The sequence below is a fragment of the Streptomyces sp. NPDC055955 genome (assembly GCF_042270245.1).
In the GTDB taxonomy this organism is placed as follows: domain Bacteria; phylum Actinomycetota; class Actinomycetes; order Streptomycetales; family Streptomycetaceae; genus Streptomyces.
Map to the genome: position 1 here is coordinate 54,707 of NZ_JBHJYS010000026.1, position 25,968 is coordinate 80,674.

Annotated in this window: 23 protein-coding genes and 1 riboswitch; of the genes, 13 read left to right on the forward strand and 10 right to left on the reverse strand. The window is 72.1% G+C overall.

The features are described from left to right. The first annotated feature begins 10 nt into the window (after positions 1 to 10). Positions 11 to 811, forward strand: a complete 801-nt coding sequence (locus ACFC96_RS37915; RefSeq protein ID WP_376616746.1) for an ABC transporter ATP-binding protein — start codon at positions 11 to 13, stop codon at positions 809 to 811. 78 nt (positions 812 to 889) lie between these two features. On the opposite strand, the gene ACFC96_RS37920 is transcribed toward ACFC96_RS37915, so the two are convergent. After that, complete coding sequence (locus tag ACFC96_RS37920; protein ID WP_376616748.1) at positions 890 to 1,447, reverse strand: AAA family ATPase; 558 nt, start codon at positions 1,445 to 1,447, stop codon at positions 890 to 892. A gap of 147 nt (positions 1,448 to 1,594) precedes the next feature. On the opposite strand from ACFC96_RS37920, the gene ACFC96_RS37925 reads away from it, so the two are divergent. Continuing rightward, positions 1,595 to 2,053 (forward strand): MarR family winged helix-turn-helix transcriptional regulator, encoded by a 459-nt coding sequence (locus ACFC96_RS37925; RefSeq protein ID WP_376616750.1) that lies wholly within the window; start codon positions 1,595 to 1,597, stop codon positions 2,051 to 2,053. Between the two features lie 155 nt (positions 2,054 to 2,208). Beyond that, positions 2,209 to 3,435, forward strand: a complete 1,227-nt coding sequence (locus ACFC96_RS37930; protein ID WP_376260836.1) for a PP2C family protein-serine/threonine phosphatase — start codon at positions 2,209 to 2,211, stop codon at positions 3,433 to 3,435. 37 nt (positions 3,436 to 3,472) lie between these two features. On the opposite strand, the gene ACFC96_RS37935 is transcribed toward ACFC96_RS37930, so the two are convergent. Together ACFC96_RS37935 and ACFC96_RS37940 are read right to left on the reverse strand one after the other, a co-directional pair. Beyond that, complete coding sequence (locus ACFC96_RS37935) at positions 3,473 to 4,684, reverse strand: FAD-dependent monooxygenase (RefSeq protein WP_376616752.1); 1,212 nt, start codon at positions 4,682 to 4,684, stop codon at positions 3,473 to 3,475. 119 nt (positions 4,685 to 4,803) lie between these two features. Next, positions 4,804 to 5,598 carry an AraC family transcriptional regulator gene (locus ACFC96_RS37940; RefSeq protein ID WP_376260840.1) on the reverse strand — a complete coding sequence of 265 codons (795 nt, stop codon included), beginning with the start codon at positions 5,596 to 5,598 and terminating at the stop codon, positions 4,804 to 4,806. Between the two features lie 58 nt (positions 5,599 to 5,656). Between ACFC96_RS37940 and ACFC96_RS37945 the strand changes: the two genes are divergently transcribed. The 4 genes from ACFC96_RS37945 (at position 5,657) to ACFC96_RS37960 (ending at position 10,438) form a co-directional block, all read left to right on the forward strand. Beyond that, positions 5,657 to 6,139: a DUF2000 domain-containing protein gene (locus ACFC96_RS37945; RefSeq protein WP_340456709.1), complete on the forward strand. Its 483-nt coding sequence runs from the start codon at positions 5,657 to 5,659 to the stop codon at positions 6,137 to 6,139. A 424-nt stretch (positions 6,140 to 6,563) separates the two neighbouring features. Next, positions 6,564 to 8,663: an elongation factor G gene (gene fusA, locus ACFC96_RS37950; RefSeq protein WP_376616754.1), complete on the forward strand. Its 2,100-nt coding sequence runs from the start codon at positions 6,564 to 6,566 to the stop codon at positions 8,661 to 8,663. Between the two features lie 303 nt (positions 8,664 to 8,966). After that, the gene (locus ACFC96_RS37955) at positions 8,967 to 9,938 is read left to right on the forward strand and encodes a class I SAM-dependent methyltransferase (RefSeq protein WP_376616756.1); all 972 of its coding nucleotides are present in this window, start codon (positions 8,967 to 8,969) and stop codon (positions 9,936 to 9,938) included. Then, positions 9,935 to 10,438: a hypothetical protein gene (locus ACFC96_RS37960; protein ID WP_376616758.1), complete on the forward strand. Its 504-nt coding sequence runs from the start codon at positions 9,935 to 9,937 to the stop codon at positions 10,436 to 10,438. The genes ACFC96_RS37955 and ACFC96_RS37960 overlap by 4 nt, the downstream gene beginning before the upstream one ends. A gap of 24 nt (positions 10,439 to 10,462) precedes the next feature. Here the strand turns inward: ACFC96_RS37960 and ACFC96_RS37965 are convergent, their stop codons facing one another. The 5 genes from ACFC96_RS37965 to ACFC96_RS37985 all read right to left on the reverse strand — a co-directional run bounded on the left by ACFC96_RS37965 (position 10,463) and on the right by ACFC96_RS37985 (position 14,671). Next, positions 10,463 to 12,088, reverse strand: coding sequence for an amidohydrolase (locus ACFC96_RS37965; protein ID WP_376616760.1), 1,626 nt, complete (start codon positions 12,086 to 12,088; stop codon positions 10,463 to 10,465). Positions 12,089 to 12,164: 76 nt separating this feature from the next. Further along, the gene (locus ACFC96_RS37970; protein WP_376616762.1) at positions 12,165 to 12,824 is read right to left on the reverse strand and encodes a TetR family transcriptional regulator; all 660 of its coding nucleotides are present in this window, start codon (positions 12,822 to 12,824) and stop codon (positions 12,165 to 12,167) included. A gap of 67 nt (positions 12,825 to 12,891) precedes the next feature. Further along, positions 12,892 to 13,263, reverse strand: a complete 372-nt coding sequence (locus tag ACFC96_RS37975; protein WP_376616764.1) for a deoxyxylulose-5-phosphate synthase — start codon at positions 13,261 to 13,263, stop codon at positions 12,892 to 12,894. A 44-nt stretch (positions 13,264 to 13,307) separates the two neighbouring features. After that, positions 13,308 to 13,880, reverse strand: coding sequence for a LysR family transcriptional regulator substrate-binding protein (locus ACFC96_RS37980; RefSeq protein WP_376616766.1), 573 nt, complete (start codon positions 13,878 to 13,880; stop codon positions 13,308 to 13,310). 47 nt (positions 13,881 to 13,927) lie between these two features. Then, positions 13,928 to 14,671: a YitT family protein gene (locus tag ACFC96_RS37985; RefSeq protein ID WP_376616768.1), complete on the reverse strand. Its 744-nt coding sequence runs from the start codon at positions 14,669 to 14,671 to the stop codon at positions 13,928 to 13,930. A gap of 102 nt (positions 14,672 to 14,773) precedes the next feature. Between ACFC96_RS37985 and ACFC96_RS37990 the strand changes: the two genes are divergently transcribed. Beyond that, positions 14,774 to 16,261: a PLP-dependent aminotransferase family protein gene (locus tag ACFC96_RS37990; protein ID WP_376616770.1), complete on the forward strand. Its 1,488-nt coding sequence runs from the start codon at positions 14,774 to 14,776 to the stop codon at positions 16,259 to 16,261. Between the two features lie 542 nt (positions 16,262 to 16,803). Here ACFC96_RS37990 and ACFC96_RS37995 read toward each other — a convergent pair. After that, complete coding sequence (locus ACFC96_RS37995) at positions 16,804 to 17,682, reverse strand: bifunctional 5,10-methylenetetrahydrofolate dehydrogenase/5,10-methenyltetrahydrofolate cyclohydrolase (protein ID WP_376616772.1); 879 nt, start codon at positions 17,680 to 17,682, stop codon at positions 16,804 to 16,806. A 22-nt stretch (positions 17,683 to 17,704) separates the two neighbouring features. Further along, positions 17,705 to 17,795: riboswitch (ZMP/ZTP riboswitch) on the reverse strand. Positions 17,796 to 17,915: 120 nt separating this feature from the next. Here ACFC96_RS37995 and ACFC96_RS38000 point away from each other — a divergent pair. Then, positions 17,916 to 18,893 carry a TIGR01777 family oxidoreductase gene (locus ACFC96_RS38000; protein WP_376616774.1) on the forward strand — a complete coding sequence of 326 codons (978 nt, stop codon included), beginning with the start codon at positions 17,916 to 17,918 and terminating at the stop codon, positions 18,891 to 18,893. 33 nt (positions 18,894 to 18,926) lie between these two features. Here ACFC96_RS38000 and ACFC96_RS38005 read toward each other — a convergent pair whose 3' ends face one another. Then, entirely contained in the window at positions 18,927 to 19,634 is a 708-nt protein-coding gene (locus tag ACFC96_RS38005; protein ID WP_340456665.1) for an SDR family NAD(P)-dependent oxidoreductase, read from the reverse strand. Between the two features lie 691 nt (positions 19,635 to 20,325). On the opposite strand from ACFC96_RS38005, the gene ACFC96_RS38010 reads away from it, so the two are divergent. The 4 genes from ACFC96_RS38010 to ACFC96_RS38025 all read left to right on the forward strand — a co-directional run bounded on the left by ACFC96_RS38010 (position 20,326) and on the right by ACFC96_RS38025 (position 25,943). Then, entirely contained in the window at positions 20,326 to 21,549 is a 1,224-nt protein-coding gene (locus ACFC96_RS38010) for a cytochrome P450 (RefSeq protein WP_376616776.1), read from the forward strand. Between the two features lie 483 nt (positions 21,550 to 22,032). Continuing rightward, positions 22,033 to 22,596 (forward strand): helix-turn-helix domain-containing protein, encoded by a 564-nt coding sequence (locus ACFC96_RS38015; RefSeq protein WP_340456669.1) that lies wholly within the window; start codon positions 22,033 to 22,035, stop codon positions 22,594 to 22,596. Between the two features lie 135 nt (positions 22,597 to 22,731). Next, on the forward strand, positions 22,732 to 23,580 hold the full coding sequence (locus ACFC96_RS38020) for an oxidoreductase (RefSeq protein ID WP_376616778.1): 849 nt from the start codon (positions 22,732 to 22,734) through the stop codon (positions 23,578 to 23,580). 362 nt (positions 23,581 to 23,942) lie between these two features. Continuing rightward, entirely contained in the window at positions 23,943 to 25,943 is a 2,001-nt protein-coding gene (locus tag ACFC96_RS38025) for a hypothetical protein (protein WP_376616780.1), read from the forward strand. Positions 25,944 to 25,968: the final 25 nt, after the last annotated feature.

The following is a 25,968-nucleotide window of genomic DNA, read 5'->3' on the forward strand; positions in this document are numbered from 1 at the left end:
GGAGGCGTCAGTGAGCAACGGACGGATCGTCGCCGCCCTCGACGGGGCCTGCGTGCGCAGGTTCACGACGGGCCAGGTCATCCTCGACGACATCAACTGGACGGTGTGCTCCGGCGAACACTGGGCCCTGCTCGGCGCCAACGGCGCCGGAAAGACCAGTGTGCTCCGCCTCATCGGCGCACTGATGCACCCCACCACCGGCACCGTCGAGGTGCTCGGCCACCGCCTCGGCACGGTCGACGTACGCGAACTGCGCGCGCACATCGGCCTGGTGTCGAGCGCGCAGCGCGTGCCGCAGGACCTCACCGGACACACCGTCGTCCTGACCGGGCACACCGGCACCGTGCAGCCCCTGTGGCGCAAGTACGACGCCGACGTGCGCGAGCGTGCGCACACGCTCCTGGCCGAACTCGACATCAAGGAGCTCGCCGACCGGCCGTACGGCGTCTGCTCCGGCGGCCAGCGGGCCCGCGTCCTCATCGCCCGCGCGCTGATGGCGGATCCGTCCCTGCTCCTGCTCGACGAGCCCTTCAACGCGCTCGACCTGCCCTCGCGCGAGGACCTCATCGACACGATGCGTCAACTCGCCGAGGGGCGACGAGGGTTGGCGACCATCACCGTCACCCACCACCTGGAGGAGCTGTCGCCGGCGATCGGCCACGCGCTGCTCCTGCGCGACGGCCGCGTGCTGGCCGGGGGCCGGGCCGACGAGGTGCTCACGTCTGACCGGATGACGGCCTGCTTCGGCCGCCCGATCGAGGTGTCACGCCACGAGGGCCGCTGGCTGGCCCGCTCGGGCACCGCGAGCTGAGGGCTTTCGTCCGGATCGTGCCGGGCTCGCCCGAGCCGAACGGAAGACCTGGGTCCCCCCGGCCACGGGAGCCCGAAGTTAGGTCCACCCGGGGACGGGCGGCCGCTCGGTCCAGCCGGTCGCGGCCACCACCTCGCGGGCGATGTCGGTGACCGTCCGCCCGTCGGTCGCCACGCGCACGGTGTCCGCGGGTGCCTGCTCGTCCAGGAGGCGTGCCTTGCGGGCGCTGCCCCGCAGCTCCGCCTCCAGCTCCGAGCCGAGCTCCCGGGCGGTCAGCCGCGCGGTGGCTGTGGCGTCGGAGGCCGTGAGCAGGACCCGTACGATCCGCACGCCCGCTCCCATCGCACGCTCGAACATGCCCGCCGCCTCGGGCAGCACGCTGACCGTGTTCGTGTAGATGAGGCGGCGGTAGCCGCGCCGGGCGAAGTTGCCCCACACGGCCGTCAGATTGTCCTCGGTGATCCCGGCCCGGTGCGGGTCGCCCTCCGGCGCCGGATGCACCTGCCCCATGCAGTCGCCCTCGATCACGGCGTGCGACACCTCCATGGCGCGCAGGAGAGCCGAGACCTCCCAGCCCACGGTCGTCTTGCCGACACCGGCCCGTCCGCCGAGGAGCAGCAGTTCCGCATCACTCATGACAGCAGGGTGCCAGGGCACGGCCGCCTCGCGCGATCCGAAATCGCCGCGGCCTCCTCCGCCGTGACCCCTGGACCTCAAGTGCGGTTCAGCTTCTAGGCTCGGACGCACCGAAGTGTCGTGCCCAGCGGACGGAGCGAACCAGCCATGGAGTACTCGCACAGCGACGCGGACCTGATCGAGCAGCCCATCGGCTACTGGGCCTGGGCCGCCTACAACGCCGTCGTCACCCGCACCCGCGGCGCCCTCGCGGAGAAGGGCACGACCCAGCCGCAGTGGTGGGTCCTCGCACAGGTCGCGCGGGCCGACCGCGTCAGGACCCGGGCCGAGGTGTCCGACACCCTCAGCGGTTACCTCGGCGTGGGCGATGTCGTCCTGGCGGAGGAGATCGACGCGACGATCGCCCACGGCTGGATCGTGCAGGACGCCGAGGGGCGGCTCTCGCTCACGGCGGCGGGCAAGGACTTCTTCGACGAACTGGCTCTGCTTCAGAGAGAGTTGTGGGCCGAGCGGCACGCGGGCGTATCCGACGAGGAGTACCTGACCACCCTCAAGGTGCTGCAGCGCTTCATCCACAACACGGGCGGCCATGCCTGGCACCACTGACGGCGGCCGGGCGGTCCGGCCGCGGGACACGCCGCCGATGACGTAATCGGAGCTCCGGCCCCCGCGGCTGGGACACCCTGTGGTCGTTCGTCGGCCGAGGGGTGCCCGGCACCGTTCGCCGCACCCGCGGCACACGCAAGGAGGCGGGACGTGTCGTGAGGGAATCCGGAATCGACTACGAGCAGGTGTTCCAGGCGCTGCCCGGCTCGGTCGCTCTGCTCAGGCCCGACCTCGTGTACGCGGACGCCAACGAGGCGTTCTGCCAGATGTCGGGGCGCACCCGTGAACAGCTCGTCGGCCGGTACCTGTTCGACGTCTTTCCCGACAACCCCAGCGACGACGGGGCGACCGGCATGCGCAATCTGGAGCTGTCGCTGCGGAGGGTGGTGGCCACCGGGGAACGCGATGCCATGGCGCTCCAGCGGTACGACGTCGAGGACCTCGATCGGCCCGGCCAGTGGGAGGAGCGCTACTGGAGCCCGGTCAACGCACCCGTCTTCGGCTCCGACGGCAGCGTCGTCCTGCTGCTGCACCGGGTGGAGGAGGTCACCGAGCTGATCCGCGCCAAGGGCGGCCGCGACGGTGACCGGGCCAGAGTGCTGGAGGCGGAGCTGTACACGCGCGCCAGGGAACTTCAGGAGGTCAACGAGCGGCTGCGCCAGGCCCACGCCCGCGAACGCGAGGTGGCGCTGACGCTCCAGGCCGCGATGCTTCCGGTGCCGGAACGAGTCGGCCGTGGCCGGGCGGCCGTGCGCTACCGGCCGGCCGTGGGCGCCCTCAACGTGTGCGGCGACTGGTACGACCTGGCCGAACTGCCGCACAACCGGCTCGCGGTGGCCGTGGGTGACGTGGTCGGCCACGGACTGCGCGCGGCCGGAGTCATGGGTCAGCTTCGCAGTGCCCTGAGCGCCGCCGTGCTGGTGGCGGACGGCCCGGCCGCCGCGCTCGACGCGCTCGGCCTCTACGCCCGCTCGGTCGACGGCGCCGAGTCCACCACGGCCGCGCTGGTGGTCGTCGACCACGACCGCCACACCCTCGCCTACAGCAGCGCGGGCCACCTGCCGCCCGCGCTGCTGCACACCGACGGTGCCGTCGAATTCCTGGACCGGGCGACCGACCCGCCGCTCGGCGCCCGTCCCGAACACATCCCCAGGCCGGAGGCCGAGACGGCCTTCGAGGACGGGGCCACGCTCGTCCTCTACACCGACGGCCTGGTCGAGCGGCGCCGCGAGGACATCGACACGGGTCTGACCCGCCTCGCCGACTGCCTGATGCGCCACGCGTCGGCGGACGCCGAACGCCTCGCCGACACCGTGCTCGCCGAACTGATCCCGCGCGGCGGCAACTCCGACGACACGGCCGTCGTGATCATCCGGCTCTGAGCCACCGAGCCACCGAGTCTCCGACTCCGGAAGTGCCTCATCCGCGTGCGGAGTCGCGGTGCTGAAGGGTGCGGGCGAGACGTGGTCCCAGCCACTGCTTGAGTCTGCGCAGTGACTGCAACTGGTCGGCGGCCCGGTCGATCCGGTAGTAGAGCTGGGGCGGGATGTGGGGGAGCAGCGGGGAGTGCCGCTGGCCGAGCAGGGCGAACATGTGGGCCGGCGGGAGCTGGATGTAGCGGGGGAGGTTCTCGTACCACTGCGCGCTGTGCCGGGCCGCACTCTGGACGGACAGCAGCTCGCTCTTGCGGGTGCGCTCGTAGTGGCTGAGCGCCGGCTGGATCGTCTTCGCCCCGGCGAGGGAACTCGCCAGGACCATCGCGTCCTGCATCGCGAGCGTGGTCCCCGCGCCGATGGAGTAGTGCGTGGTGTGCGCGGCGTCGCCGAGCAGCACCAGATTGCCGTGCGACCAGGTCCGGTTGGTGAGGGTGCGGAAGGTCTGCCAGGGGGCCGGGCCGCCGAGGCCGCTGCGGCCGATGAGCGAGTGGCCCTCGAGGAGCGACGCGAAGATCCCCTCCAGGCGGCGCAGGGCCTCCGGCTGGGGCAGGCGGTCGAGTTCGAGGCCCTGCCAGGTCGCCTTGGAACACTCGACGACGCAGGTGCTGTGCTCGCCGCTGTACCCGTACGCGTAGCACCAGATCCAGCCGTGCGCGGTCTGTACGAAAGCGAACGTGAAGGAGCGGAACACCTTGGTCGTGCCGAGCCAGAGGTAGGGGTTGCGGCCCAGGGTGGTGTGGGTGCCGAAGTGGTCGGCATGACGGTCGCGCATCGTGCTGTTGGCGCCGTCGCCGGCCACGACCAGGTCGGCCCCGGGCAACTGCGCGCGGTCGGGGACCTCGTGGCCGTACTCGATGCCGACGCCGAGAGACTCCGCTCGGCGGGCGAGGATGTCGAGGAGCTTGTGCCGGCCGATGGCGAAGCCCTCGTCCCCCTCATGGGTCGTGGTGCGCTCCCCGACATGAGCGACCCCGTCCCGCCAGCGCAGCGACCCGTCGCTGATCGCGGACGCGGACGTCGGGTCGTGGCGCCTGAGCCGCTCCAGCATGTCCGGCCAGTAGGTGACGCCCCAGCCGTAGGTGGAGCCGGCCGGGTTCCGTTCGAGGACGGTGATGTCGTGCGAAGGGGCCTGGAGCTTCAGCAGGATCGAGAAGTACAGGGTGGCGGGTCCTCCACCGACACAGACAACCTTCACGCACACTCCCAGGGTCTTGTCGCGGCCCGGCCTCGGTGCCCGGCGGCATCCGTGCAACGACGGTAGGGGGAAGTGGTTCCGCGAACATGTACAACACCCGCTAAAAGCACCCGAAGTGCTCAGGGAGCGGTGCGGGCGTAGCGGCCCGGGGTGGTCCCGAGGACCCGCTTGAAGTGCCGGGTGAGATGCGACTGGTCGTAGAACCCGGCGGCGGTCGCCACCTCGCCCGGCGGCTGCCCGCCGAGGAGCAGACGGCGGGCCAGATCGACCCGGCGGGACATCACGTACTGGTGCGGCGGGATGCCGAAGGCGCCGCTGAAGGCGCGTACGAGATGAGTCGGATGGGCGTGGACGAGACGCGCCGCCTCGTCGAGGGAGATGCCGTCCAGGAGCCGTGCGTCCAGGAGGTCCCGCAGGTCGTGGGCGACGCCGCGGCCGGGTCGCTCGCTGTCGGGGACACCGGGGCGCAGGTGGGTGCGCAGCCGTTCGCCGATCAGGGCGAGGCGGCTCTGCGCCTCGAACTCGTCGCCGGGGTGGGCGAGGGCGCTGTGGAGCTGGCCCACGCGGGTGCGCAGGACGGGGTCGGTGAGGTCGGGTCCGTCCACCGCCGCTCCGATGAACGTCTCGTCGAGCTGCGTCATGTCGAGGTAGAGGACGCGCTTGCGGAAGCCGTGTGCGGTGGCGGGCGACCCGTTGTGCGGCACGCGCGGCGGAAGCAGGCTGACGGTGTCGTGCGGCGTGCCGCGCTCGTGCCGGTCCAGGTGGTAGCGGACCGCGCCGTCGTCGACGATCAGCAGCGTCCACGCGTCGTGGACGTGCATGGGGTACGCGTGCTCCGTGAAGTGGGCGTGGAACACCTCCACGACACCCGCGACCCGCGGGCGCCACGCGGAGATCTCCGGCCGGGGCACCATGCAAGGAACGTACAAGACCGGACCGGCCCGGACAGCGCAGTCTCGAAGCATGAGAACGATGGACGAGATCCCCACCGAAGTCGCGAGCCCGGCGCCGGCCGCGGCGGATGATCATTCCGGCCTCGCGCCGGTCCGTTTCGACACCAAGATCGCCGTCCTGCTGCGCGACGACCTGGAGCCCTGGCAGCGGCTCAACGTGACCGCGTTCCTGGTCAGCGGGCTCGGTACGACGGCGCCGGAGGTGGTCGGAGCCCCGTACGAGGACGCCGACGCCACCGCGTACCTGCCGATGTTCCGCCAGCCGGTGCTGGTCTTCGAGGGGGCGAAGCAGACGCTGGCGACGGCGCACGGACGTGCCCTGTCGCGCTCGCTGCCGACGGCCGTGTTCACGGCGGAGCTGTTCGGCACGGGCAACGACCGGGACAACCGCGCCGCGGTCCGGGCCGTGCCCGCAGACCGACTGGACCTGGTCGGCATGGCCGTGTACGGCCCGCGCAACGCCGTCGACAAGGTCCTCAAGGGGGCGCGTATGCATCCCTGAGCGACGAGCCCGCGGGCCGTCTCCGGGACGAGCCCGCGGGCCGTCTCCGGGACGAGCCCGCGGGCGGTCTCCGGGACGAGCCCAGGGGCCGTCTTTAATCAGGTGCCCGGCGCGGGGCCGCTTCCCTACACTCGCCACGTGTTCACGCCGCTGCCCTTCGTCGCAGCGCGCGCCGTGACAAGTGAGGGGAGCCGGGCCGTGCGTCACCGCACCGCTGTCGTCGTTCCCCGGTCACGGTTCGAGGTGATCCTGGTGTCTCGGTGCGCCCGGCACCGGCTGCGCGGCCGGTACCGGACACCCGCGACGAACATCTGACACCTCACGTGTCCGCACGCCCCCGAACCGACCCTTCGGCGGGGCTCGTTGCACTGTCCGTCCGGACATCGCGCTGCCTCTGTGTGGAACCACCTGAAAGGCCACAGGCGTGCGTACCGACCTGCACCGTCATGACACCGACCCCCTGACCGCGGTCCGCAACGTGGGCATCCTCGCCCACGTCGACGCAGGCAAGACCACCGTCACCGAACGGATCCTCTACACCACCGGCGCCACCCACAAACGCGGCGAGGTCCACGACGGCACCACCGTCACCGACTTCGACGTCCAGGAACGCGAACGGGGCATCACCATCTCCGCCGCGGCCGTCAGCTGCGCCTGGGACGGGCACCGGATCAACCTGATCGACACCCCGGGCCATGTCGACTTCGCCGACGAGGTCGAACGCTCCCTGCGCGTGCTGGACGGCGCCGTCGCGGTGTTCGACGCCGTCGCGGGCGTCGAGCCGCAGAGCGAGTCGGTCTGGCGGCAGGCCGACCGCCACGGTGTGCCGCGCATCGCCTTCGTGAACAAGCTCGACCGCGCCGGTGCCGACCTGGACACGGCGGTCGAGTCGATGCGCCGGCGCCTCGGCACGGTCCCGATGGTGACCCAGCTGCCGGTCGGCCGCGAGGACGCGTTCACCGGTGTCGTCGACCTGATCCGCATGCGTCTTCTCACCTGGCGCGAGGGCGGAGACACGTACGAGGAGGGGCCTGTTCCGGAAGGGTTGCGCGAGGAGGCGCGGCGGCGCAGGCGGCTCCTCGAGGAGACGGTGGCGCAGCTGCATCCCGGTGCGCTGGAGGAGTTCTGCGACGGATCGGCTCTGTCCGCCGGGACGCTGGCAGGAGCGCTGCGGGATCTGACGCGCAGTGGTGAGGGCGTCGTCGTGCTGTGCGGATCGGCCTACCGCAACCGCGGTGTCGAGCCGCTCCTGGACGCGGTCGTCGCCTATCTGCCGTCACCGCTCGACGTGCCCGCGGTCCGCGGTGCCGTCGGCGACGACGAGCAGGAGCGGGCCTGCAATCCGGCGGCACCGCTGGCCGCGCTGGTGTTCAAGGTGCAGGCGACTCCTCGCGGGCGTCTGACCTTTCTGCGGGTGTATTCGGGAACGGTTCACAGGGGAGAGGCGGTGTGGGATGCGGGCGCACGGCGTACGGAGCGGATCGGCCGGATCCTGCGCGTCCAGGCCGACCGGCACACCGAGGTGGGGCGCGCGGTGGCCGGGGACATCGTCGCGGTGGCCGGAGTGAAGGCCGCCCGCAGCGGCGCGACCCTGTGCGCACCCGACGCGCCTGTCGTCCTCGAACCGCCCATGGTGGCCGAACCGGTCGTCTCCGTGGCGGTCGAGGCACGCAGGAAAGCCGACAGTGCCCGGCTGGTGTCCGCGCTGGCACGACTCGTCGAGGAGGACCCCTCGCTCGTCGTCAGGACCGACCACGAGAGCGGCCAGACGGTCCTTTCGGGCATGGGTGAACTGCATCTGGAGGTGGCGGTGGAGAAGCTCCGCCGGGCCCACGGTCTGGAGGTAGGCGTCGGCAGGCCGCAGGTGGCCTACCGGGAGACGGTCTCGCGCGGCGTGTCCGGCCTGGCGTACCGGCATGTCAAACAGGAGGGAGGAGCCGGCCAGTTCGCGCACGTCGTCATCGACGTACGGCCGCTGCCGGTGGCGCAGGACGGCACGGGCGACGACGCGGCCGACTTCGTGTTCCGGTCGGTCGTCACCGGCGGACGGCTGCCACGGGACTACGTCCAGGCCGTGGAGGCCGGGTGCAGGGACGCCCTGAGCGAGGGTCCCCTCGGCAGCCATCGGGTCACCGGGGTGCAGGTCACGCTCACCGACGGCTCCACGCATCCCAAGGACTCCTCGCCGATGGCGTTCCGCACAGCGGGCCGTTTCGCGCTCAGGGCGGCCTTCCGGGCGAGTGCCATGGCGCTGCTCGAACCGGTCGTCGAGGTCACGGCGACCGTGCCCGAGGACGCCGTGGGCGGGGTGCTCGGGGACCTGGCGGCACGACGCGGCCGGATCTCCGCCTCCGCGATGCGCGCGGGCACCGCGGTCGTCACGGCGACGGTGCCGCTGGCCGAATTCTTCGGCTACGCGTCCCAGTTGCGCGGCCGGACCCAGGGCCGGGGCACGTTCACCGGCCGGGCGACCGGCTACGCGCCGGTGCCGGCCGCGGTGTCCGACCAGGTGGTCTCGCGCTAGCCGCACGAGCGAGGGCCCCGTCCGCCCGAGGGCGGGCGGGGCCGTCCGGCCGTGGTGCGGGCCGGAGTTCGATCGGCCACGGACAGCAGCGTCTTCGCCGGGGCCGTCCGATTCTCCAGTGCCTCGTGCACCTCGCCGGCGTTCTCCAGCGGCTCGACCGCCGGCAGTGGCTCGTCCAGGATGCCCCGAGCCACCAGGGAGGAGCCGTCGGCCCCGCCGCTCGGCTCCCGCCTCTCGGGGCTCCCTCCTCCCGCCTCTCAGGGTGTGGCGCCGACGGCCTCCCCGGCGGCGTACCTTCTCCCTGTGCAGCTCATCGAGATATCCGATCTGGTCGTGGACCACGACCCCGGCACGCGCGAACGCCTGCCGGTGCGAGGGGCCGACGTCGTCGCGCGGCTCGTCGCCGCGGGTGACCGCAGGGGCGCCCGCATCGCCGCCGGGATGGCCTTGGACGACGACGGGAACCTCGATCCGCTCGCCGTGGACCGCCGGCTCGTCGCCGTCCACACCGAACTCCAGCGGCTCAGCGAGGAACTGCGCCTCGGCGACCGCATCGCCGAACTCCTGCGCCCGCTGCTCGCCGTGATCCGCGCCGCCGGGCGGTCCGACGGCCCACTGCGGGTGGTCGACGTCGGCTGTGGCCTCGGCTACCTCGTGCGGTGGCTGGCCGCGTCCGGCGCCCTCGGCCCCGATGTCGACCTGGTCGGCGTGGACTTCAACGCGGCCCTGGTCACCGAGGCCGGGCGGCTGGCCCGCGCGGAGGGACTGCCCTGCCGTTTCGTGAGGGGTGACGCCTTCGCCCTCGACGAGCCCGCCACCGTGTACGTGTCGACGGGCGTCCTGCACCACTTCCGGGGCGATGACCTCGACGCCTTCTTCGCCGCCCAGGCCACGCCGGGCACCGCCGCGTTCTGCCACTTCGACATCGCCGCCACCGGTCTCGCCCCGATCGGCGCGTGGGTCTTCCACCGGGCGCGGATGCGCGATCCGCTGGGCCGCCACGACGGCGTGATGTCGGCCCGCCGCGCCCATGACGACGAGACACTGCTGGCGGCCGCCGCCCACGCCGACGGCCTGACCCCGCTCGTCTACGAACCGCGGGGCCGCAGCAACCCGTTCTGCACCACGTTGCGCCCCGTCATGGGCGTGCGCCCGGACCTGCTGCCGCCGCTGCGGGCCGAGCTGGGCCCCGGGCCCTCGGGCCGTCTGGTCGGGCGTGCGGACACCATGGGCGGGACACGCCGGGGGGCTGCGGCGAGGGAGGGCGCCCGGTGAATGCCTTCCTGCTCGCCGCTCTCGCGCTCGTCGACGCGGCGTTCGCCGGGTTCCGTTCCTACACCGGGCGGGACGGCCGCATCCGCAAGTCGAGACGTGCGCTGCTCGCGGCCCGGCGCGGTCTCTCGGTCGGCGCCCCGGCGCTGCTGCTGAGCGCGGCCCTCGCCGTGACGCTGCTCGGCGCCGCGGCGGACCGGGCAGCGCGCTACGCCGAACTCGACGCCGCCGCCCACCGGATGCTCCTGTGCTACGCGCCGTACGCGGTGATCGTCGCGCTGAGCCTGGCCTGCTACCTGTGGGGCCCGTTCCGGGCCGGCACCCTCGCCGTGGTCGTCGGCCTGGGGCCGCTGACCCTGGTGCGTCCGCTGGTGGTGCTCGCCGGGGCGGCCGCGGCCGCGTGGGGTTCGCTTCCGGCGGCCTCGGTGGCGGCGGTCGCGGCGGCGGGCGTGCTCGTGGTGGAGCCGTTCGTCCACCGCCGTTGGTATGCGGAGCCGGTGTGAGCGGCTCCGCACACCCGTGGACGACTACAGGCTCTCGTCGCGGTGCGTGGGGCGGCCGTCGAGGACGGTGAGCAGCACCGGCAGGTCCGGCAGCGCGGTGTCGGCCGTGGTGAGCGGGTTGTCGGCGAGGACGGTGAGGTCGGCTCGATGGCCGAGGGCGATCCGCCCGGCCTCGTGCTCCTCGCCCGCCGCGTAGGCCGCGTTGACCGTCAGCCCCTGGAGCGCCTCCAGCGGCGTGAGCGCCTGCTCGGGTCCGTGCGGGTCCTGGGCGAGGTCGCGGCTCGGGCGGCGGTGGCGCGCGCCGGCCATCACCCCGAGCGGCGGATACGGGGCGATCGGCCAGTCGGAGCCGAGCACCACGGTGGCGCCCGAATCCTGCAGATCGCGGCAGCGCCAGGCGCGCGATGCGCGCTCCTCACCGAGGCGGCGCGACCAGTTGTCGGTGTGGTCGGCCCGGGTGAAGTCGCAGCAGTGGGTGGGCTGCATGGACGCGATGACGCCGAGCGCGGCGAACCGGCCCACGATGTCGTCGGGCACCGTCTCGATGTGCTCGACCCGATGGCGCGCCCCGCGCCCGCCGGTGGCCTGCGCCTTCTCGACGGCGTCGAGGACATGGCGTACGGCGGCGTCGCCGATCGCGTGGGTGGCGGTGGGCACTCCGGCGCGGTGGAGCTCGCCGATGATCCGCGTGCAGACCTCGGGGTCCGGCCAGAAGGCGTGGGTGGACTCGCCGTGGCAGTCGGGGCGCTCCAGCCAGGCCGTGCCGTTGTCGATGGTGCCGTCCATGAAGATCTTGACGCCGTCCGTGCGCCACAACGAGCCGCCCGCGCCCTGCTGCTCGATGAGCGCCCGTACTCCTTCGGCGTCGGTGCCGGGCTGGCACCACGGCGCGACCCGCAGGCGGAGCGCGAGCTCACCGGCGGCGTCGAGCTCGGAGAACAGGGCGAGGCTGTCGCCGTTCGCGTCCATGACGTGACCGCCGGTGAGACCCGTGGCGGCCATGGCGCGCAGGGTGGCTGCGAGCCGGTCGCGGCGCTCCTCCCGCGTGGGCTGCGGGGCGACTCGTTCCACCAGCTCGCAGGCGGCGTCCTCCTGAAGCAGTCCGGTGGGAATGCCCTGCTCGTCGCAGACGACTTCGGCGGAGGCCTGATCGAAGGTGCGCGGGCCGTCCACACCGGCGAGTTCCAGCGCGCGCCGGCTGGCCAGCATGGAGTGGGCGTCGAACAGCAGAAGAAGGGCGGGTACGCCGTCGAGGACGGAGTCGAAGGGGGCGATACCGACGGGCCGGTCGCCGAAGACGTTCGGGTCGAGCCCCCAGCCGTGCAGCCACGCCCCCGGCGCCAGGTTCCGCACCTCGGCGGCGAGCGCCGCGCGCACGTCCTCCACATCGGTGCAGCCCGACAGGTCGAGCCCGCCCGTCAACTCGGCGCCCGAGACAGGGTGGAGATGCCCGTCGACCAGGCCCGGGGTCACCACGGCGCCCTTGAGGTCGATCACCGTGGTCGAAGCGTCCACGTGCGCACGTATGCCGTGGTCGTCGCCCAGGGCGGAGATCCGGCCGCCGGACACGGCGAGGGCCGTCTGCGGCAGGAACGCGCCGGTGACGGGGTCGAGCAGCCGGGCGGAGAGCAGGACGAGAGGGGTGGGCACAGCGGCTCCTTGAAGGGCGGGCGGGGTGGCCGGGACGCGGGTCCCTGCCGGTGGGTGGTGGCCGGGACGCGGGACCCTAGCCGGTGGGTGAAGCAGTGAGGAGCGCGTCGGATCGGGTGAGCGTCCCGTGCGGAAGGCCGAGTTCGCGTTCCGCCGTCGTCGCCGCCATGCGCGACACCTGGGCGGGACGGTTGCCGGTGTCGGTGTTGGCGTGCGCTCCGAGGCCGTCGAGCACGACCAGAATCTGAATGGCCGTCACATATGGGTCGGCCGTACGGAATTCGTTCCGGTCGACGCCCTGCAGGATCAGGCCGGTGAGCCGCTCGCGCCAGGCCGCCTCCTGCTCGGCGACCCGGTCGCGCAGGGCGAGCCGGTGGCGGCTGAGGTGGCGCGCGTTGATCCAGAGGCGGCTGATGTTGTCGTAGGGGGCGCCCGTCGCGCGTGCGAAGAACCACCCCAGGTGCAGTGTGGGCGTCCCCTGGGCCCGCTCGGCGGGCAGGAGGCTGTCGAGCTCGGCGCTGGAGGCGCTGCCGAAGGCCTCCGCGACGAGGTCGTCCGCCGAGGGGAAGTAGTGGCTGATCAGTCCGGGGCGGACGCCGAGCTCCTCGCCGATCCGCCGCAGCGTGACGCACTCGAGTCCCTCGGCGAGGGCGACCGCGGCGGCCGCGTCGACGATCTCCGCACGTCGCGCGGCCGGCGTCTTCCGAATTCGCTTGCGACGGACGCTGGACGGCATGCCGGGAATGTTATTGAGGGTGTGACCAATAAGCAAGCTCATGGTGGGCAAGGAGGCCACTGGCCCATTACCGGCGCGGCGGTCGTCGGCGCCGACCGGGGCCGCCGATCCACGGCACGTCGTACCGCTCGAGCGCACGGGCGACGGGCTCGCCGGAGCGCTCGGCGTACACAAGGCGTTCGCGCACTTCACGCAGGCCGCGGGGCCGGAACCCCGGGCCCCCGCAGCAGCTCTTGTGGAAGCGCACGCCCGCGTGCAGCAGAACGGAGAGCGCCCGCCACGCGGCGGTGTCGCGGCGACGCGGCGCGGCGAAGGCCGACCCCGCGTGGATCATCGGCTCGGCACAGCGCGGACAGATCCGCTGCCTGTCCCGGTCGTAGGGCTGCTTGTACGAGACCCGGCAGGGCAGGCACACGTATGAGGTCTTCCCATGGGGCATTCCGCCACAGTAGGCAGCACGGTCCGTGACTTCGACGGAATTCTTCAGCCTGCGGGTGCGTCCGACATGGCGTCCGCACCGGCGAGATGGTCCAGGGCGGAGTCCGCCAAGGTGCGGACGGCCGGGTGCCAGGGCCGGGCCCGGGGCCCGGTCAGCACGAGGCGCCGTGAGGTCTGGGGGTGCAGCGGCAGCAGCGCCAGGTCGGGCGGGATCAGGGAGCGGGACACCTCCGACAGGACGGTCACGCCGATACCGGCCTGCACCGTGCTGATCAGGGTCGCCAGATCCCGTACCCGGTGTGCGGGGGTGAACCGCAGCCCGGCAAGACGGTGGATCGTCCGGACGCGGTCCTCGCGGCCGTTGGGCGAGATCAGGAACGGATCGTCCTCCAGGTCGCGGATGTCGACGACCGGCTCGCCGGCGAGGGGGTGGTCCAGAGGCAGCACGGCACGGTGGCTGTCGGCGGCGAGCTGGACGCCCGGGCCCGGGGGAGGGTCGATCAGGATGGCGCCGCTCGTGACGGGCCGGCGCCTGAGTGAGCGCTCGGCGAAGGCCTGTGCGAGACGTACTCGCCCATGAGCGCGGCCCGACGCGGGTCGTCCAGCCGCACCTGGCACCACGGCCTCATGCGGTCCCGCTCACGGCACACGTGGGTGAGACAGATCTACGAAAAGGTGCGGGAGCCGGTGGCACGCAGGCCTGTGCGTGGGGACCTGGTCGGACTCGTGCAGGCGAACCGTGGCAGGAAGAACTGCGTGACGGGCCCGACGGTCAGGGCGTACAGCACGGTGCCGAGCCCTACGCCGCCGCCGAGCAGCCATCCGGCGGCGAGCACGGAGACCTCGATGAAGGTGCGGACCACGCGGATGGAACGTCCCGTCAGGGCGGACGCACCGGTCATCAGCCCGTCCCGGGGCCCCGGCCCGAACCGGGCGCCTACGTAGACGGCGACGGACAGCGCATTGGCGAATGTCCCGGCGAGGAGGAGTCCGGCGCGTTCGGGGAGTGGCAGGCCCGAGGGGACGAGCGCGAGCCCGAGGTCGGACGAGAAGGCGACGACGACGATGTTCGCGGCGGTCCCGAACGTCGGCCGCTGCCGCAGGGGGATCCACAGCAGCAGCACCGACACCCCCACGACCGCGGTGAGTGTGCCGAAGCTCAGCGAAGTGTGCTTCTCCAGACCCTCGTTGAGAACGCTCCAGGGACTCAGGCCCAGCGCGGCGCGGACCATGACGGCCATGCTGAATCCGTACAGGGCGAGACCGGCGAGCAGCTGGGGCAGGCGGCGGAGCGGGCGTTCGCCGAGGCGTACGTAGGTGAGTGGGGGAGTGGGGCGGCTGCGCCCGATCCCTTCGACGCCCGGCGCCGCGTGCTCGGAGCGGGCCGTCGTGTCCGTGTCCTGCCGCATGTGTGTGTGCCTCCACCGTGGGTGTCGTGGGCCCTCATGGCCATTGCGGCAACTCTGTAGAGTGATTGGCCCGGATGACATGGCCAATCTGGGGAGAATGGTTTGACTGACGCGAACGCCTACCTGCGGGTGGACAGGGTGGGCCGCGCGGACCGGACCCTGGGCAGCCGTCAGCTCGCCGCGATGCTGCCCGACACCGCCGGCACGAGGCCCGCCTACCGTCACCTCGCGCAGGCGATCAGCACGCTCATCCTGGACGGACGCATCGCCCTGCACGTCAGACTCCCCGCCGAGCGCGAACTGGCGGCCGCCCTCGACACCAGCAGAACGACCGTCACCGCCGTGTACGACCTGCTGCGCGAGAGCGGCTACGCACACAGCCGCCAGGGATCCGGCACGTGGACCGCCCTGCCCGAAGGCCGGACCCCCAGTGGCATCACCCGCCTCCTCAGCCCGCAGGACACCGCGATCGACCTTGCCAGAGCGTCCCCCGGGTTCCCGCGACAGGCACTCGTCGACGCCCTCGTGCACATCACCCCGCAACTCGCCGGGCAGGCACACACCCCCGGCTACCACCCCTACGGCCTGCCCGACCTGCGCGCCGCCGTCGCCGAGCGCTACACCCGACGGGGCCTCGCCACCCTGCCCGAACAGATCCTGGTGACGTCCGGCGCACAGCACGCGCTGACGCTCGTCCTGGGGCTGCTGAGCAGCCCCGGCGACCGGGTCATGGCCGAGAACCCGTCCTACCCCAACGCCCTTGAGGCGCTACGTCGAGCCCGGCTGCGTACCGTGTCCGTCCCCGTGACCGACGCCGGCTGGGACATCGAGATCACTGAATCGACCCTCCGCGAGGTCGTGCCCCAACTGGCCTACCTGATACCCGACTTCCACAACCCGACCGGCCGCCTCATGCCCGAACACGAGCGGCAGCGTGTCCTGCGGGCGGCGGAGCGGTCCGGTACCTGGCTGATCATCGACGAGACGCTGGCCGACCTCGCGCTCGACGTCGACCCGCCCTCTCCCTTCGCCACTCACGCCGCACGGGGCGGCGCCGGCCGGGTCATCAGCATCGGCTCGATGAGCAAGACCCATTGGGGCGGCCTGCGCATCGGCTGGCTGCGCGCGCCCGCACGTCTGGTCACCGAACTCGCGGGCCAGCGCGTGGCCACCGACATGGGCGGATCCGTCGTCGACCAACTCCTCGCCCTCACCCTCCTGGACCGCGCCGAAGAGCTTCTGCCGCCCCGCATCGAGCAACTGCGGGCGCAACGAGCCGCGTTGGCCAACGCGCTGACCGAGCACATGCCGCACTGGACCTGGCAACTGCCGCCCGGCGGACTCTCGTTGTGGGTCGACCTGGGGGAACCGGTGGCCTCCGCGCTGTCCGAACGGGCCCTCGACAACGGCGTCCGGATCGAGAGCGGCGCCTGCTTCGCCACCGACCCCGGCATCTTCGAGCAGCGGATGCGCATCCCGTACACGGCCCCGGCGGACACGTTGCGCGAAGCCGTCCACCGCATGGCGACCGCACTCGCCGCCGGCCTCCCGTCGGCGTCCGCCACGCGACGGCCGCACTGGATCGCCTGAGCATCGAAGGACGAAGGAGACCGCCGCACGGCGTATGGAGGTGAGGGTCCCGGGACGGGGCCGCTCTTTCGCCTCGCATGGCGCGGTTCCCCCTGTGCGGGCCGGCCGGTCGAGGAGCAGTGGGCCGCCCTCGGCGTCGAGGGGGACGGCGGCTCTTGGTTCGACGGGTACTTCCTCGGGCGCCTGCCACTGGGCCGGGCGCGCAGCGGGCCGCCGAGTTCGCCCGGTGTCTCCTGGCGGCGCCGCCGACGGGCGCGTACGAGCGGGAGTTCACGCTGATCACCGTGAACCGCAGGCCGGATCCGCGCCGATCGCCGCAGGAACGCTGCTGACCGTCGGGTTCCTCCTGGGCCGCGAGGAACCCGACGGTCCCGAGTGTCTCCAGATGCTGCCGTGGGGGAGGGAGAAAGAGACGGCCGCACGCCACGCCGGCTTCGAGGTGGGCGCACCGCTGACGCGCGGCCTCCGGCAGGTGGCGGCCGTCGGACTTCTCGACGCCGCCACCGACGAGGGATCCCGGAGGCGGGATCGGCGCGCTCCTGTCAGACGAGTGCGCGATCGAGGTCCGCACCGAGCTGGTGGAACGCCGCGGTGACCGTCTGAGCCAGGAGGACGGCGATGGTCATGGGGCCCACCCCGCCAGGGACGGGAGTGATCAGGCGGGCCCGCTCGGCCGCGGTGTCGAAGTCGACGTCTCCGACGTTGCCCGCGTTGTAGCCCGCGTCGATGACGACCGCGCCGGGCTTGATGTCCTCGCCGCGGATGAGCCGGGGCCGGCCCACGGCGGCCACCACGATGTCCGCCTCCTTCACGTACGCGCTCAGGTCGGCCGTGCGGGAGTGGCAGTAGGTCACCGTGGCGTCCCGGGCGAGCAGAAGCATCCCGGCCGGCTTGCCGAGGATCGCGCTCCGGCCCACGACGACGGCATGCCGCCCCGCGACGTCGACGTCGTACTCGTCGAGGAGCCGCATGATTCCGCCCGGCGTGCAGGAGACGAACCCGGGCAGCCCGAAGGCCATCGCGCCGAACGAGGTCATGGTGACGCCGTCGACGTCCTTCTCCGGTGCGATCGCCTCGAACGCCGCGCGCTCGTCGATGTGCGGGCCCACGGGGTGCTGAAGCAGGATTCCGTGCACCGACGCGTCCCGCGACAGCTCGCGGAGCGTGGCGACCAGCTCCGCGGTCGTCGTCTCGGCGGGGAGCTGGACGCGCCGCGACTCGATACCGGCCTTGGCGCAGCGGGCCTGCTTCATACGGACGTACGTGACGGAGGCGGGATCCTCGCCCACCAGGACGGTCGCGAGGCAGGGCGCCGAGCCCGTACGCCTCACCAGCTCCGCCGCTCGGGCCGCGCACTCCTCGACGAGGCGCCGGGCCGTGCCGGTGCCGTCCATGAGGTGGGCTGTCTGTGTCGGGGACATGGTCGCCTCCCAGGCGTCATCGACCATTCGCCCAGGCGCACGGCATACATCGACCCTTTGGTCGGGCCGCTCCCCGGTGGTTCTCCACCTCAGCGCCAGTCACGGCCCGTCCGACACTGTAACGGTGTCGCGTCCGCGACCGGGTCCGAGGGCCGTCTCTCAAGCCACCGCTCTCTATTTGAACGCGTTCAAATAAACGCGCTAAGGTGGTGCCCACTCGATGAGGGGGCGCCATGAAGATCGTGATACCCGGGGGCACGGGGCAGGTGGGGACGATCCTGAACCGTGAACTGGCCGAAGCGGGGCACGAAGTCGTGGTCCTCACGCGGCGGCCGGCGCGCGACGGCGAAACGCCCTGGGACGGCGAGACGCTCGGGCCATGGGCCGACGTCGTCGACGGCAGCGACGTCGTGATCAACCTCGCCGGACGCAGCGTCAGCTGCCGCTACACCCCCGCCAACCTCCGGTCCATGATGGACTCGCGCGTGCGGTCCACCGAGGTCGTCGGCGAGGCCATCGCCGCCGCCGCGCGACCTCCGAGGGTGTGGCTGCAGATGAGTACGGCGACCATCTACGCCCACGGCTTCGCCGCACCGAACGACGAGGCGACCGGCGTGCTCGGCGGCGACGAGGCCGGCGTCCCGGGCTACTGGGGTTACAGCGTCGAGATCGCCAAGGCGTGGGAGCGGGCGCAGGACCAGGTGGACACCCCGCACACCCGCAAGGTCGCCCTGCGCTCCGCGATGGTCATGAGTCCCGATCGCGGCGGCGTCTTCGACATCCTCCTGCGCCTGGCCAGGCTCGGCCTCGGCGGTCCCGTCGCGGGCGGGGGCCAGTACGTGTCCTGGATCTACGACCGTGACTTCGTCCGAGCGGTCCGGTTCCTGATCGAACGTGACGACCTGGACGGGCCCGTGAACCTCGCCGCCCCGGGGCCGCTGCCGCAGCGTGACTTCATGCGGGCTCTTCGTGCGGCGTGGGGGGCGCCGGTGGGCCTGCCCGCGACGAAGTGGATGGCCGAACTCGGCGCGTTCGCGCTCCGGTCGGACACCGAACTCCTTCTGAAGAGCCGCCGCGTCGTCCCGGGCCGGCTGCTCGACGCGGGCTTCTCCTTCGACCACGCCACGTGGCCCGATGCCGCCGCCAACCTCGCACGACGTGTACGCGGGGGACGCGACATCGCGCGGGACATGGCGCACGGGCCGGTGTGAGGCGGGGGCGTCACCGTCGGGCGACCTGAGCCGTCACCAGGGGAGCGGGCCCTCCGCGGCGACGTAGGTGCCGGTCGGTCCGTCCGGGCCCACCTGGGCCATGCGCACGATGATCTCGGCGCCCTCCTCGACGGTCTGGACGCCGGTGTGGGCGTTCAGGTCCGTCGCGGTGTAGCCGGGCTCGACCGCGTTGATCCGCATGCCGGGGAACGCCTTCGCGTACTGCACGGTGATCATGTTCACCGCCGTCTTCGACGCCGGGTAGGCGACTCCGGGGTACGCGTGGGTCGGCGTACCCGCGTCGGTGACCCGGGTCAGCGAGGCCAGGCCGCTGCTCAGGTTGACCACGACCGGCGCGTCGGACTTCTGCAGCAGGGGCAGGAACGCGTGGGTGACCCGCACGACGCCGAAGACGTTCGTCTCGAAGGTCGACCGCATCTCGTCGGCGGTCACGTCCGCGGCGCCGATCACGCCGCCGTCCGGGGTCCGGCCCTCGATGCCGGCGTTGTTGATCAGTACGTCGAGGCCGCCGTCGGCCTCGATCGCCTTGGCGGCGGCCGCCACGGACGCGTCGTCGGTGACGTCGAGCTGTACCCAGAGCGCGCCGAGCTGCTCGGCGGCGCGGCGTCCGCGCTCGGGGTCGCGGCTGCCCACGTAGACGGTGTGGCCTGCGGCGACGAGTCGACGGGCGGTCTCGAAACCGAGACCCTTGTTCGCTCCGGTGATGAGTGTTTTCGTCATGACACCAGCGTGCGGCGGTGCGGCGCCGTCAGCCAGGCGTCCCGTCTTCCTGGGACCGGCAGTACCAGGCGGGTGCCCGTCGCGGCCCAGGGTGTGCTCCACGGTCATCGCCCCGCTGCTCGTCCCGTCGAGTGGCACCTCGACCTCAGCTTCAGGGTGAGAGTTCGGTGATCTTGAGGCGTACGCATCGTGCGGGGCGCGGCGCGTGTCACCGGGTGTCGAATGTCCTCCGGTGGCCCTCGGGCGGCCGGCCGGTGACGCGGGTGAAGTGTCGCCGTGGTGCGTCGGAGGCCCCCGTGCCGGTCCGCGCCGCGATCCGCTCGTGGGCTTCGTCGCTCGACTCCAGCAGCTCCAGCGCCTCCCGCACGCGCCGGCTCAGCAGCCGTCTCGGGCAGCGGATCCGGTGCGGGTCCGCGCCAACTCGGCTGCAAAAACGGGCTGTTGACGGTGACTCGAGCGAGTGACTTTCGGCCAAGAGGGGGCCGGTCGAGGGCTGGGCCGCTCAGGAGTGTCGCCCGCGTCCGCCCCGTCGCTCCCGCTATCGAGCCACGGGTGATCCCGGTGCGCCCGCACCGAACCGGCCATCCCTGTCCGGCGGCCGCAATGATCTTGGATACGTTCCTACGGGCTCTCGCCGCGGGGCGGCGCGGCCCGTACGGCCCCAAGATCCCGATCAGGCAGGAGCCACTTCATGGGACCGCAACCCGTCGCACTCGACCCAGCCGGCGCTGACATCCACGCCGAGGCCGCCCGGCTGCGCGCTCTGGGCCCGGCGACGCTCGTCCGACTCCCGGACGGCCCCGAGGCATGGGCCATCACGAGCCACAGCCTGGTCAAGGAGCTGCTGACCGACCCGCGCGTGTCCAAGGACCCCCGCCTGCACTGGCCGACATGGCAGCGTGGCGAGTACCACGAGTCCTGGCTGGCCACCTGGGTCGGCGTGAACAACATGTTCACGGCGTACGGGAGCGACCACCGACGGCTGCGCAAGCTCATCGCGCCCGCGTTCACGGCGCGCCGTACCGACGCCATGCTGCCCTCGGTCGAGCGCATCGCCGCCGCCCTCCTGGACGAACTCGCCGCGGCGCCCGCGGGATCCGTGGTCGACCTCCGTGAGAGCTTCACGCACCGGCTGCCGATGCAGGTCATCTGCGAGCTCTTCGGTATCCCCGAGGGCGACACCCGAGCCGAACTGGCCCGACTCTCCGAGATCATCATGACCTCCGTCGACCCGGAGGAGGCGGGCGGTGCGTTCGTCGACATCCAGGCGCTGCTGAAGGGGCTGGCCGCCCTCAAGCGCGGGGAGCCCGCGTCGGACCTGACCAGTGTGCTGGTCGCCGCCCGGGACGAGGACGGTCAACGGATGACCGAACAGGAGCTGATAGACACGCTCCTGCTCGTCCTCGTCGCGGGCCACGAGACCACGGTCAACCTCATCGGCAACGCCGTACACGCCCTGCTCACGCACCCGGAGCAGCTCGAACTGGTCCGTACGGGCGAGCTCTCCTGGAACGACGTGATCGAGGAGACCCTCCGCTGGGCCCCCAGCGTCGCCAACCTTCCGCTCCGGTTCGCCGTCGAGGACATCGAGATCCCGGGCGGCCCCACCATCCGCAAAGGAGAGGCGATCCTGCCGTCGTTCGCCGCCACCGGGCGCGATCCGCAGCAACACGGGGACACCGCGGAGCAGTACGACGCGCGACGCCCGAGCGCCGAACACCTCAGCTTCGGTCACGGAGTCCACCGCTGTCTGGGCTCACCTCTGGCCCGTATGGAAGCCGCCGTCGCCCTCCCGGCGCTCTTCGACCGCTTCCCCGACATGGAACTCGCCCTGCCCGCACAGTCGTTGGCACCCGCGGGCGGCTTCATCGTGGGAGGCCTGAAGGCGATTCCCATGAGGCTGACGAAGGGCTGACCGAGGGTCGGGGTCCGCGCGGTGGCCGGAGCGCCACAGCCGGGCCCGGTCGCCGCGCGGACCGGGGGCGAAGGCCGGCCGCGCAGCGTGTCGTGCGCGAACGGGGTCTTGGGGCCGGTGGGTTCCCTGTGCGTCGAGCGTGCCGTCGCCGTCCGGACATGTGTCCTGGGAAAGATCCCCCTCCCATGGCGTGGCCAGGAGCGGACGCGGTCGTTGGGCAGCACATGAACGACCCGCGCAAAAGCGTTCCTGCGCCCCGACCGCGACACGCTGCCCCGCTGGGCACGGGCGGGGCCGCCTCGCCGACGCCCATCTACGACGCGCTCGTGCACCAATGGCGCGCCCTGCAGCGGGAGGTGCCACGCCCGCCCACCGCACGGCAGGGCTGGGTGCGTGTCGACCCGCAGGACCTGTTCCACCGTGGCTGAGGCAACCCCACAAGAACCATTGCACAATGATTCTTGTGTAAGTAGTGTCCTCTGTATGGCCCCTCCGATCACCGATTCCCGGGTGCTGGCCGCCATGGCCCACCCGGTGCGCCGCCGCCTGCTCGACCTGCTGAAACTCGACGGCCCTTCCACCGCCAGCGCGCTGTCGCAGGCGACGGGCGAAGCCGTCGGCAATGTGAGTCACCATCTGAAGGCGCTGGCTGCCGCGGGGCTGATCGAGGAGGCCCCCGAACTCGCCCGCGACCGCCGCGAACGGTGGTGGCGCAGGACCACGCCGAAACTCCTGTGGTCCTCCGTGGACTTCGCCGACGACGCGGCGAGCGAGGCCGTCGCGAACGCCGCCGAGTCCCTCAACCTCGAACGGCAGATCGATCACGTGCGCCGCTGGGCCGATCAGCCCCAGTCCGAGCAGCAGCGCTGGCCGCTCGGCCCCTTCGTCGCCGAGGTGTGGCTGCGGATGACCGACGCCGAACTCGCCCGGTTCAAGGACGAGATCGTGGAAGTCATGGACAGGTGGGCCGACCGGGAGATCCCCGACGACGGTCAGCAGCGGGAAACCGTCTTCACCTTCGCCCGTGGGGTGCCGGGGCGCCCGTAATCCGCACCCCCTGCAATGCGCATCCGCCCCCCCGTAATCCGCATCCGCATCCGCGAACGGCGCACCTGGACGTACGACCCCTACGGCACACGCATGCGGCACACGCGGTCAGTCACGCACACGAAAGCAGGAGACATGTCTGTTTGGTTCATCACCGGAGCCTCACGCGGTCTGGGTGCGGCGATCGTGCGGGAGGCGCTGGCGCGAGGGCATGAGGTCGTCGCCACGGCACGCGACGCCGAGGCCGTGCGCCGCGCGTTCCCCGACGCGTCCGACGCCCTGCTGGCCGTCGACCTGGACGTCACCGTGGAGGCGACGGCACGGGCCGCGGTCGATGCCGCACTCGCGCGCTTCGGCCGCATCGACGTGCTGGTCAACAACGCGGGGCGCGGCCTCCTCGGGGCGGTCGAAGAGGTCTCGGACGAGGCCGTACGTGCCGCCTTCGACATCAACGTCTTCGGAGTGCTCAGCACCCTGCGGGCCGCACTGCCCGCGCTCAGGGCCCAGCGGTCGGGCCACGTCATCAACATCAGCTCGGTCGGTGGTTTCGCCACCGCTCCCGGCGTCGGCCTCTACGGCGCGACGAAGTTCGCCGTCGAAGGCATCACCGAGGCGCTGCACGGCGAACTCTCCCCCCTGGGCGTCCGCGTCACGGTCGTCGAACCCGGCGGCTTCCGCACCGACTTCCTCGACGCGTCGAGCCTCTGCACCGAGCCCCACGTGATCGACGACTACGCGCCCACCGCAGGCGCCACCCGCAAAGCCCTCGCGGACGCCAACCACCGCCAGCCCGGAGATCCCGCCAAGGCGGCGGCCGCCGTCGTCGGCCTCGCCGAGATGTCCGAACCCCCGCTCCGTCTCGTACTCGGCGCCGACGCCGTGGCCCGGATCGAGGCCAAGCTCGACCTCGTCGCCCGCGAGCTCGACCGTCACCGCGCCCTGGCCATGTCCACGGACCTGTCGCCGTCGGACCCTCCGGCATGACGCGGGGGTGACCCGCCGGCCACCGGACCTCGCCCTCGCCGACACCGAGCTCTTCGAACCCGGCGCGGGCCGGCCGGGCCGAACTGCCCCCGCCGGATCGTGGCATCTCCACACATCAGGGTCCCGCGCCACTGCGCCGGGCCGCCCGCGGGCCCACGGCCCTTCACGTCTGAGGTGATCTGCTTGAAGATGCTCGAAAGTTTCATTGACCGAGCAATTTCAAGCAGATAGCTTTCCTTCGTCTCAGATCGTCAGTTCCTCGCCTCAGCTCCCCTTGTCACGTCCCGGAGCTGCGCGCGCGGACAGGGCGGTGGGCCGGCGTCACCACCGGCCGCGCCCGCCCACGTGCAAGGAGAGTTCCGTTGCCGGCGCGCTACCACCTGCGATTCCAGCTCCCTCCCCGCAAGGACCCGGCCGAGGCGGTCGCACAGGCCACCGCCCTGGCCCGGGCCTGCCAGGAGGCCGGGGTCGACGAAGTCGTTCTCCTGCTCGCCGCCGAGGAGGTGTTCGACGGCTACCTCGCCGGTGAAGCCGAAGACCGCTGGTACGAGACCACGGCCACCGTCGGCGACATCCTGCGCGACGCCGGACTCGACGTCAGCCTCAACCCCTGGGTGACGACCGGCCACGCGGACCGCGGACGCAAGGACGCGCACGGCTTCCTGCCGATGGTCTCGCCCACCGGCAGGACCGCCGCCGCGCAGGCCTCCTTCGCCTGCCCCAGTTGGCGCGAATGGCTGTACGCCCACTACGGACGCTTCGCCGGACTCGGCTTCCGCGTGCTGTGGCTGGAGGACGACTTCCGATTCCACAACCACGCCCCGCTCGACTGGGGCGGCGGCTTCGAGACTCCGGTCCTGGACCGGCTGGCCGATCTCGTCGGCCGTCCCCTGACCCGCGACGAGGTCGTGCGGGCGATCACCGAACCCGGCCCGCCGCACCCGTGGCGCGCCCTCCTCCAGCAGGTCTGGCGCACCGTCCAGACGGAGATCGCCGAGCGGCTGAGCGAGGTCGTCGAGGAGCGTTCGGCGGGGCGGTCCCGGCTCGGGCTGATGAGCTCGCTGCCCGACGTCCACTCCGTCGAGGGCCGCGACTGGCCGGCACTGTTCCAGGCCCTGGCCGTACAGGGCCGGGCCACGCACCGCCCGCACTTCGCCCCGTACAGCGACAGCGCCCCGCGCTCTCTCAGCGGCCAGATGTGGCTCCTGGAGTCCCAGCGCGCGCTGCGGCCCGCCTGGGTCGAGTCCGAGCCGGAGATCGAGAACTGGCCGCACACCACCTGGTCGAAGTCGGACGTGCAGACCTGGTCCGAGATGACCACGGCCCAACTGTCCGGCGCGGACGCGTTGTTCCTCAACGTGCACCCCATGCAGGCCGGCCGCCCCGACCGCTTCCCCGGCACCGCTCGGCTGCTGCGTCGCTCACGTCCGGCTCTCGACTGGATCGCGGGACGCCACACCAAGCAGGCCCTGACCCTCGGAGTCGGGCTGCCCTACCGGCAGGACGCCGCGGCCCACGTCCGCACCCGGACCGGCACCATGGACGAACTGCGCACCGGCCCGCGCGGGGCAGCCGACTTCCTGCTGCGCTACGGCATTCCGGTGACCGCCTCGAAAGCTCCGGTGCAGGCGGTCTTCGGCGCCCTTGCCTGGGCGTTCGACGACGACGAGATCCGGGAGATGCTGACGGGCGGACTGCTGCTCGACGGCGTCGCGGCCGATGTGCTCACCCGGCGCGGGTTCGGCGATCTCCTCGGGGTCCACGTCGCCGAGGTCGTCGACCGCGAGGACGCCGGGGCGGCGGACCCCTTCAGCTTCGAACAGATCACCCACCACCCCGACCCGGACATCGTCGGCACGCTGCTGAGCGTCAACAATCAGCCGGCGCTGGCCCGACTGCGCCCGCATCAGGAAGCCGTCGTGTGGACACACGTCCTCACACCGGGGGAGGAGGTATGGGGCGCCGGAAGCTGCGGATACGTCAATGAGCTCGGCGGACGCGTCGCCGTACTGGCCGCCACCGACCCCGCCGACCTGCCCCGCGACGACTTCGGGCAGCGCGTCATCCACGCCGTCATCCGGTTCCTGGAGGGACAGACGCCGACACTGCCGCTGGTCAGCGGCGGACCGCATCTGATCCCGCACCTGTCGCACCAGGAAGGCGTGACACGACTCGCCGTGGCCAACGGCAGCTTCGACCCCGCCCTGCCCCATGTGGACATTCCCACACCGCCCGACGCGGTGTCGTCGATCCGTCTCGACCCGCTCAAGACCCCGGAACCGGCGAGCGTGCTCCATGGAGAGGAAGGCATCACCGCCGAGACGGAACTGCCGCATCGTGCTTGGCTGATGCTGGCCTGGTGAGCTGCCGGCCTGGTGAGCTGCGGGC

What these genes read in the sequence shown, in the direction of transcription:
- ACFC96_RS38020 (WP_376616778.1), top strand. Translation starts at nt 22,732, where the DNA reads ATGTCTGTTTGGTTCATCACCGGAGCCTCACGCGGTCTGGGTGCGGCG.
- ACFC96_RS37995 (WP_376616772.1), bottom strand. Translation starts at nt 17,682, where the DNA reads ATGTCCCCGACACAGACAGCCCACCTCATGGACGGCACCGGCACGGCC.
- ACFC96_RS37985 (WP_376616768.1), bottom strand. Translation starts at nt 14,671, where the DNA reads ATGCGGCAGGACACGGACACGACGGCCCGCTCCGAGCACGCGGCGCCG.
- ACFC96_RS37920 (WP_376616748.1), bottom strand. Translation starts at nt 1,447, where the DNA reads ATGAGTGATGCGGAACTGCTGCTCCTCGGCGGACGGGCCGGTGTCGGC.
- ACFC96_RS38010 (WP_376616776.1), top strand. Translation starts at nt 20,326, where the DNA reads ATGGGACCGCAACCCGTCGCACTCGACCCAGCCGGCGCTGACATCCAC.
- ACFC96_RS37925 (WP_376616750.1), top strand. Translation starts at nt 1,595, where the DNA reads ATGGAGTACTCGCACAGCGACGCGGACCTGATCGAGCAGCCCATCGGC.
- ACFC96_RS38015 (WP_340456669.1), top strand. Translation starts at nt 22,033, where the DNA reads ATGGCCCCTCCGATCACCGATTCCCGGGTGCTGGCCGCCATGGCCCAC.
- ACFC96_RS37940 (WP_376260840.1), bottom strand. Translation starts at nt 5,598, where the DNA reads ATGGTGCCCCGGCCGGAGATCTCCGCGTGGCGCCCGCGGGTCGCGGGT.
- ACFC96_RS38000 (WP_376616774.1), top strand. Translation starts at nt 17,916, where the DNA reads ATGAAGATCGTGATACCCGGGGGCACGGGGCAGGTGGGGACGATCCTG.
- ACFC96_RS38005 (WP_340456665.1), bottom strand. Translation starts at nt 19,634, where the DNA reads ATGACGAAAACACTCATCACCGGAGCGAACAAGGGTCTCGGTTTCGAG.
- ACFC96_RS37945 (WP_340456709.1), top strand. Translation starts at nt 5,657, where the DNA reads ATGGACGAGATCCCCACCGAAGTCGCGAGCCCGGCGCCGGCCGCGGCG.
- ACFC96_RS37970 (WP_376616762.1), bottom strand. Translation starts at nt 12,824, where the DNA reads ATGCCGTCCAGCGTCCGTCGCAAGCGAATTCGGAAGACGCCGGCCGCG.
- ACFC96_RS37975 (WP_376616764.1), bottom strand. Translation starts at nt 13,263, where the DNA reads ATGCCCCATGGGAAGACCTCATACGTGTGCCTGCCCTGCCGGGTCTCG.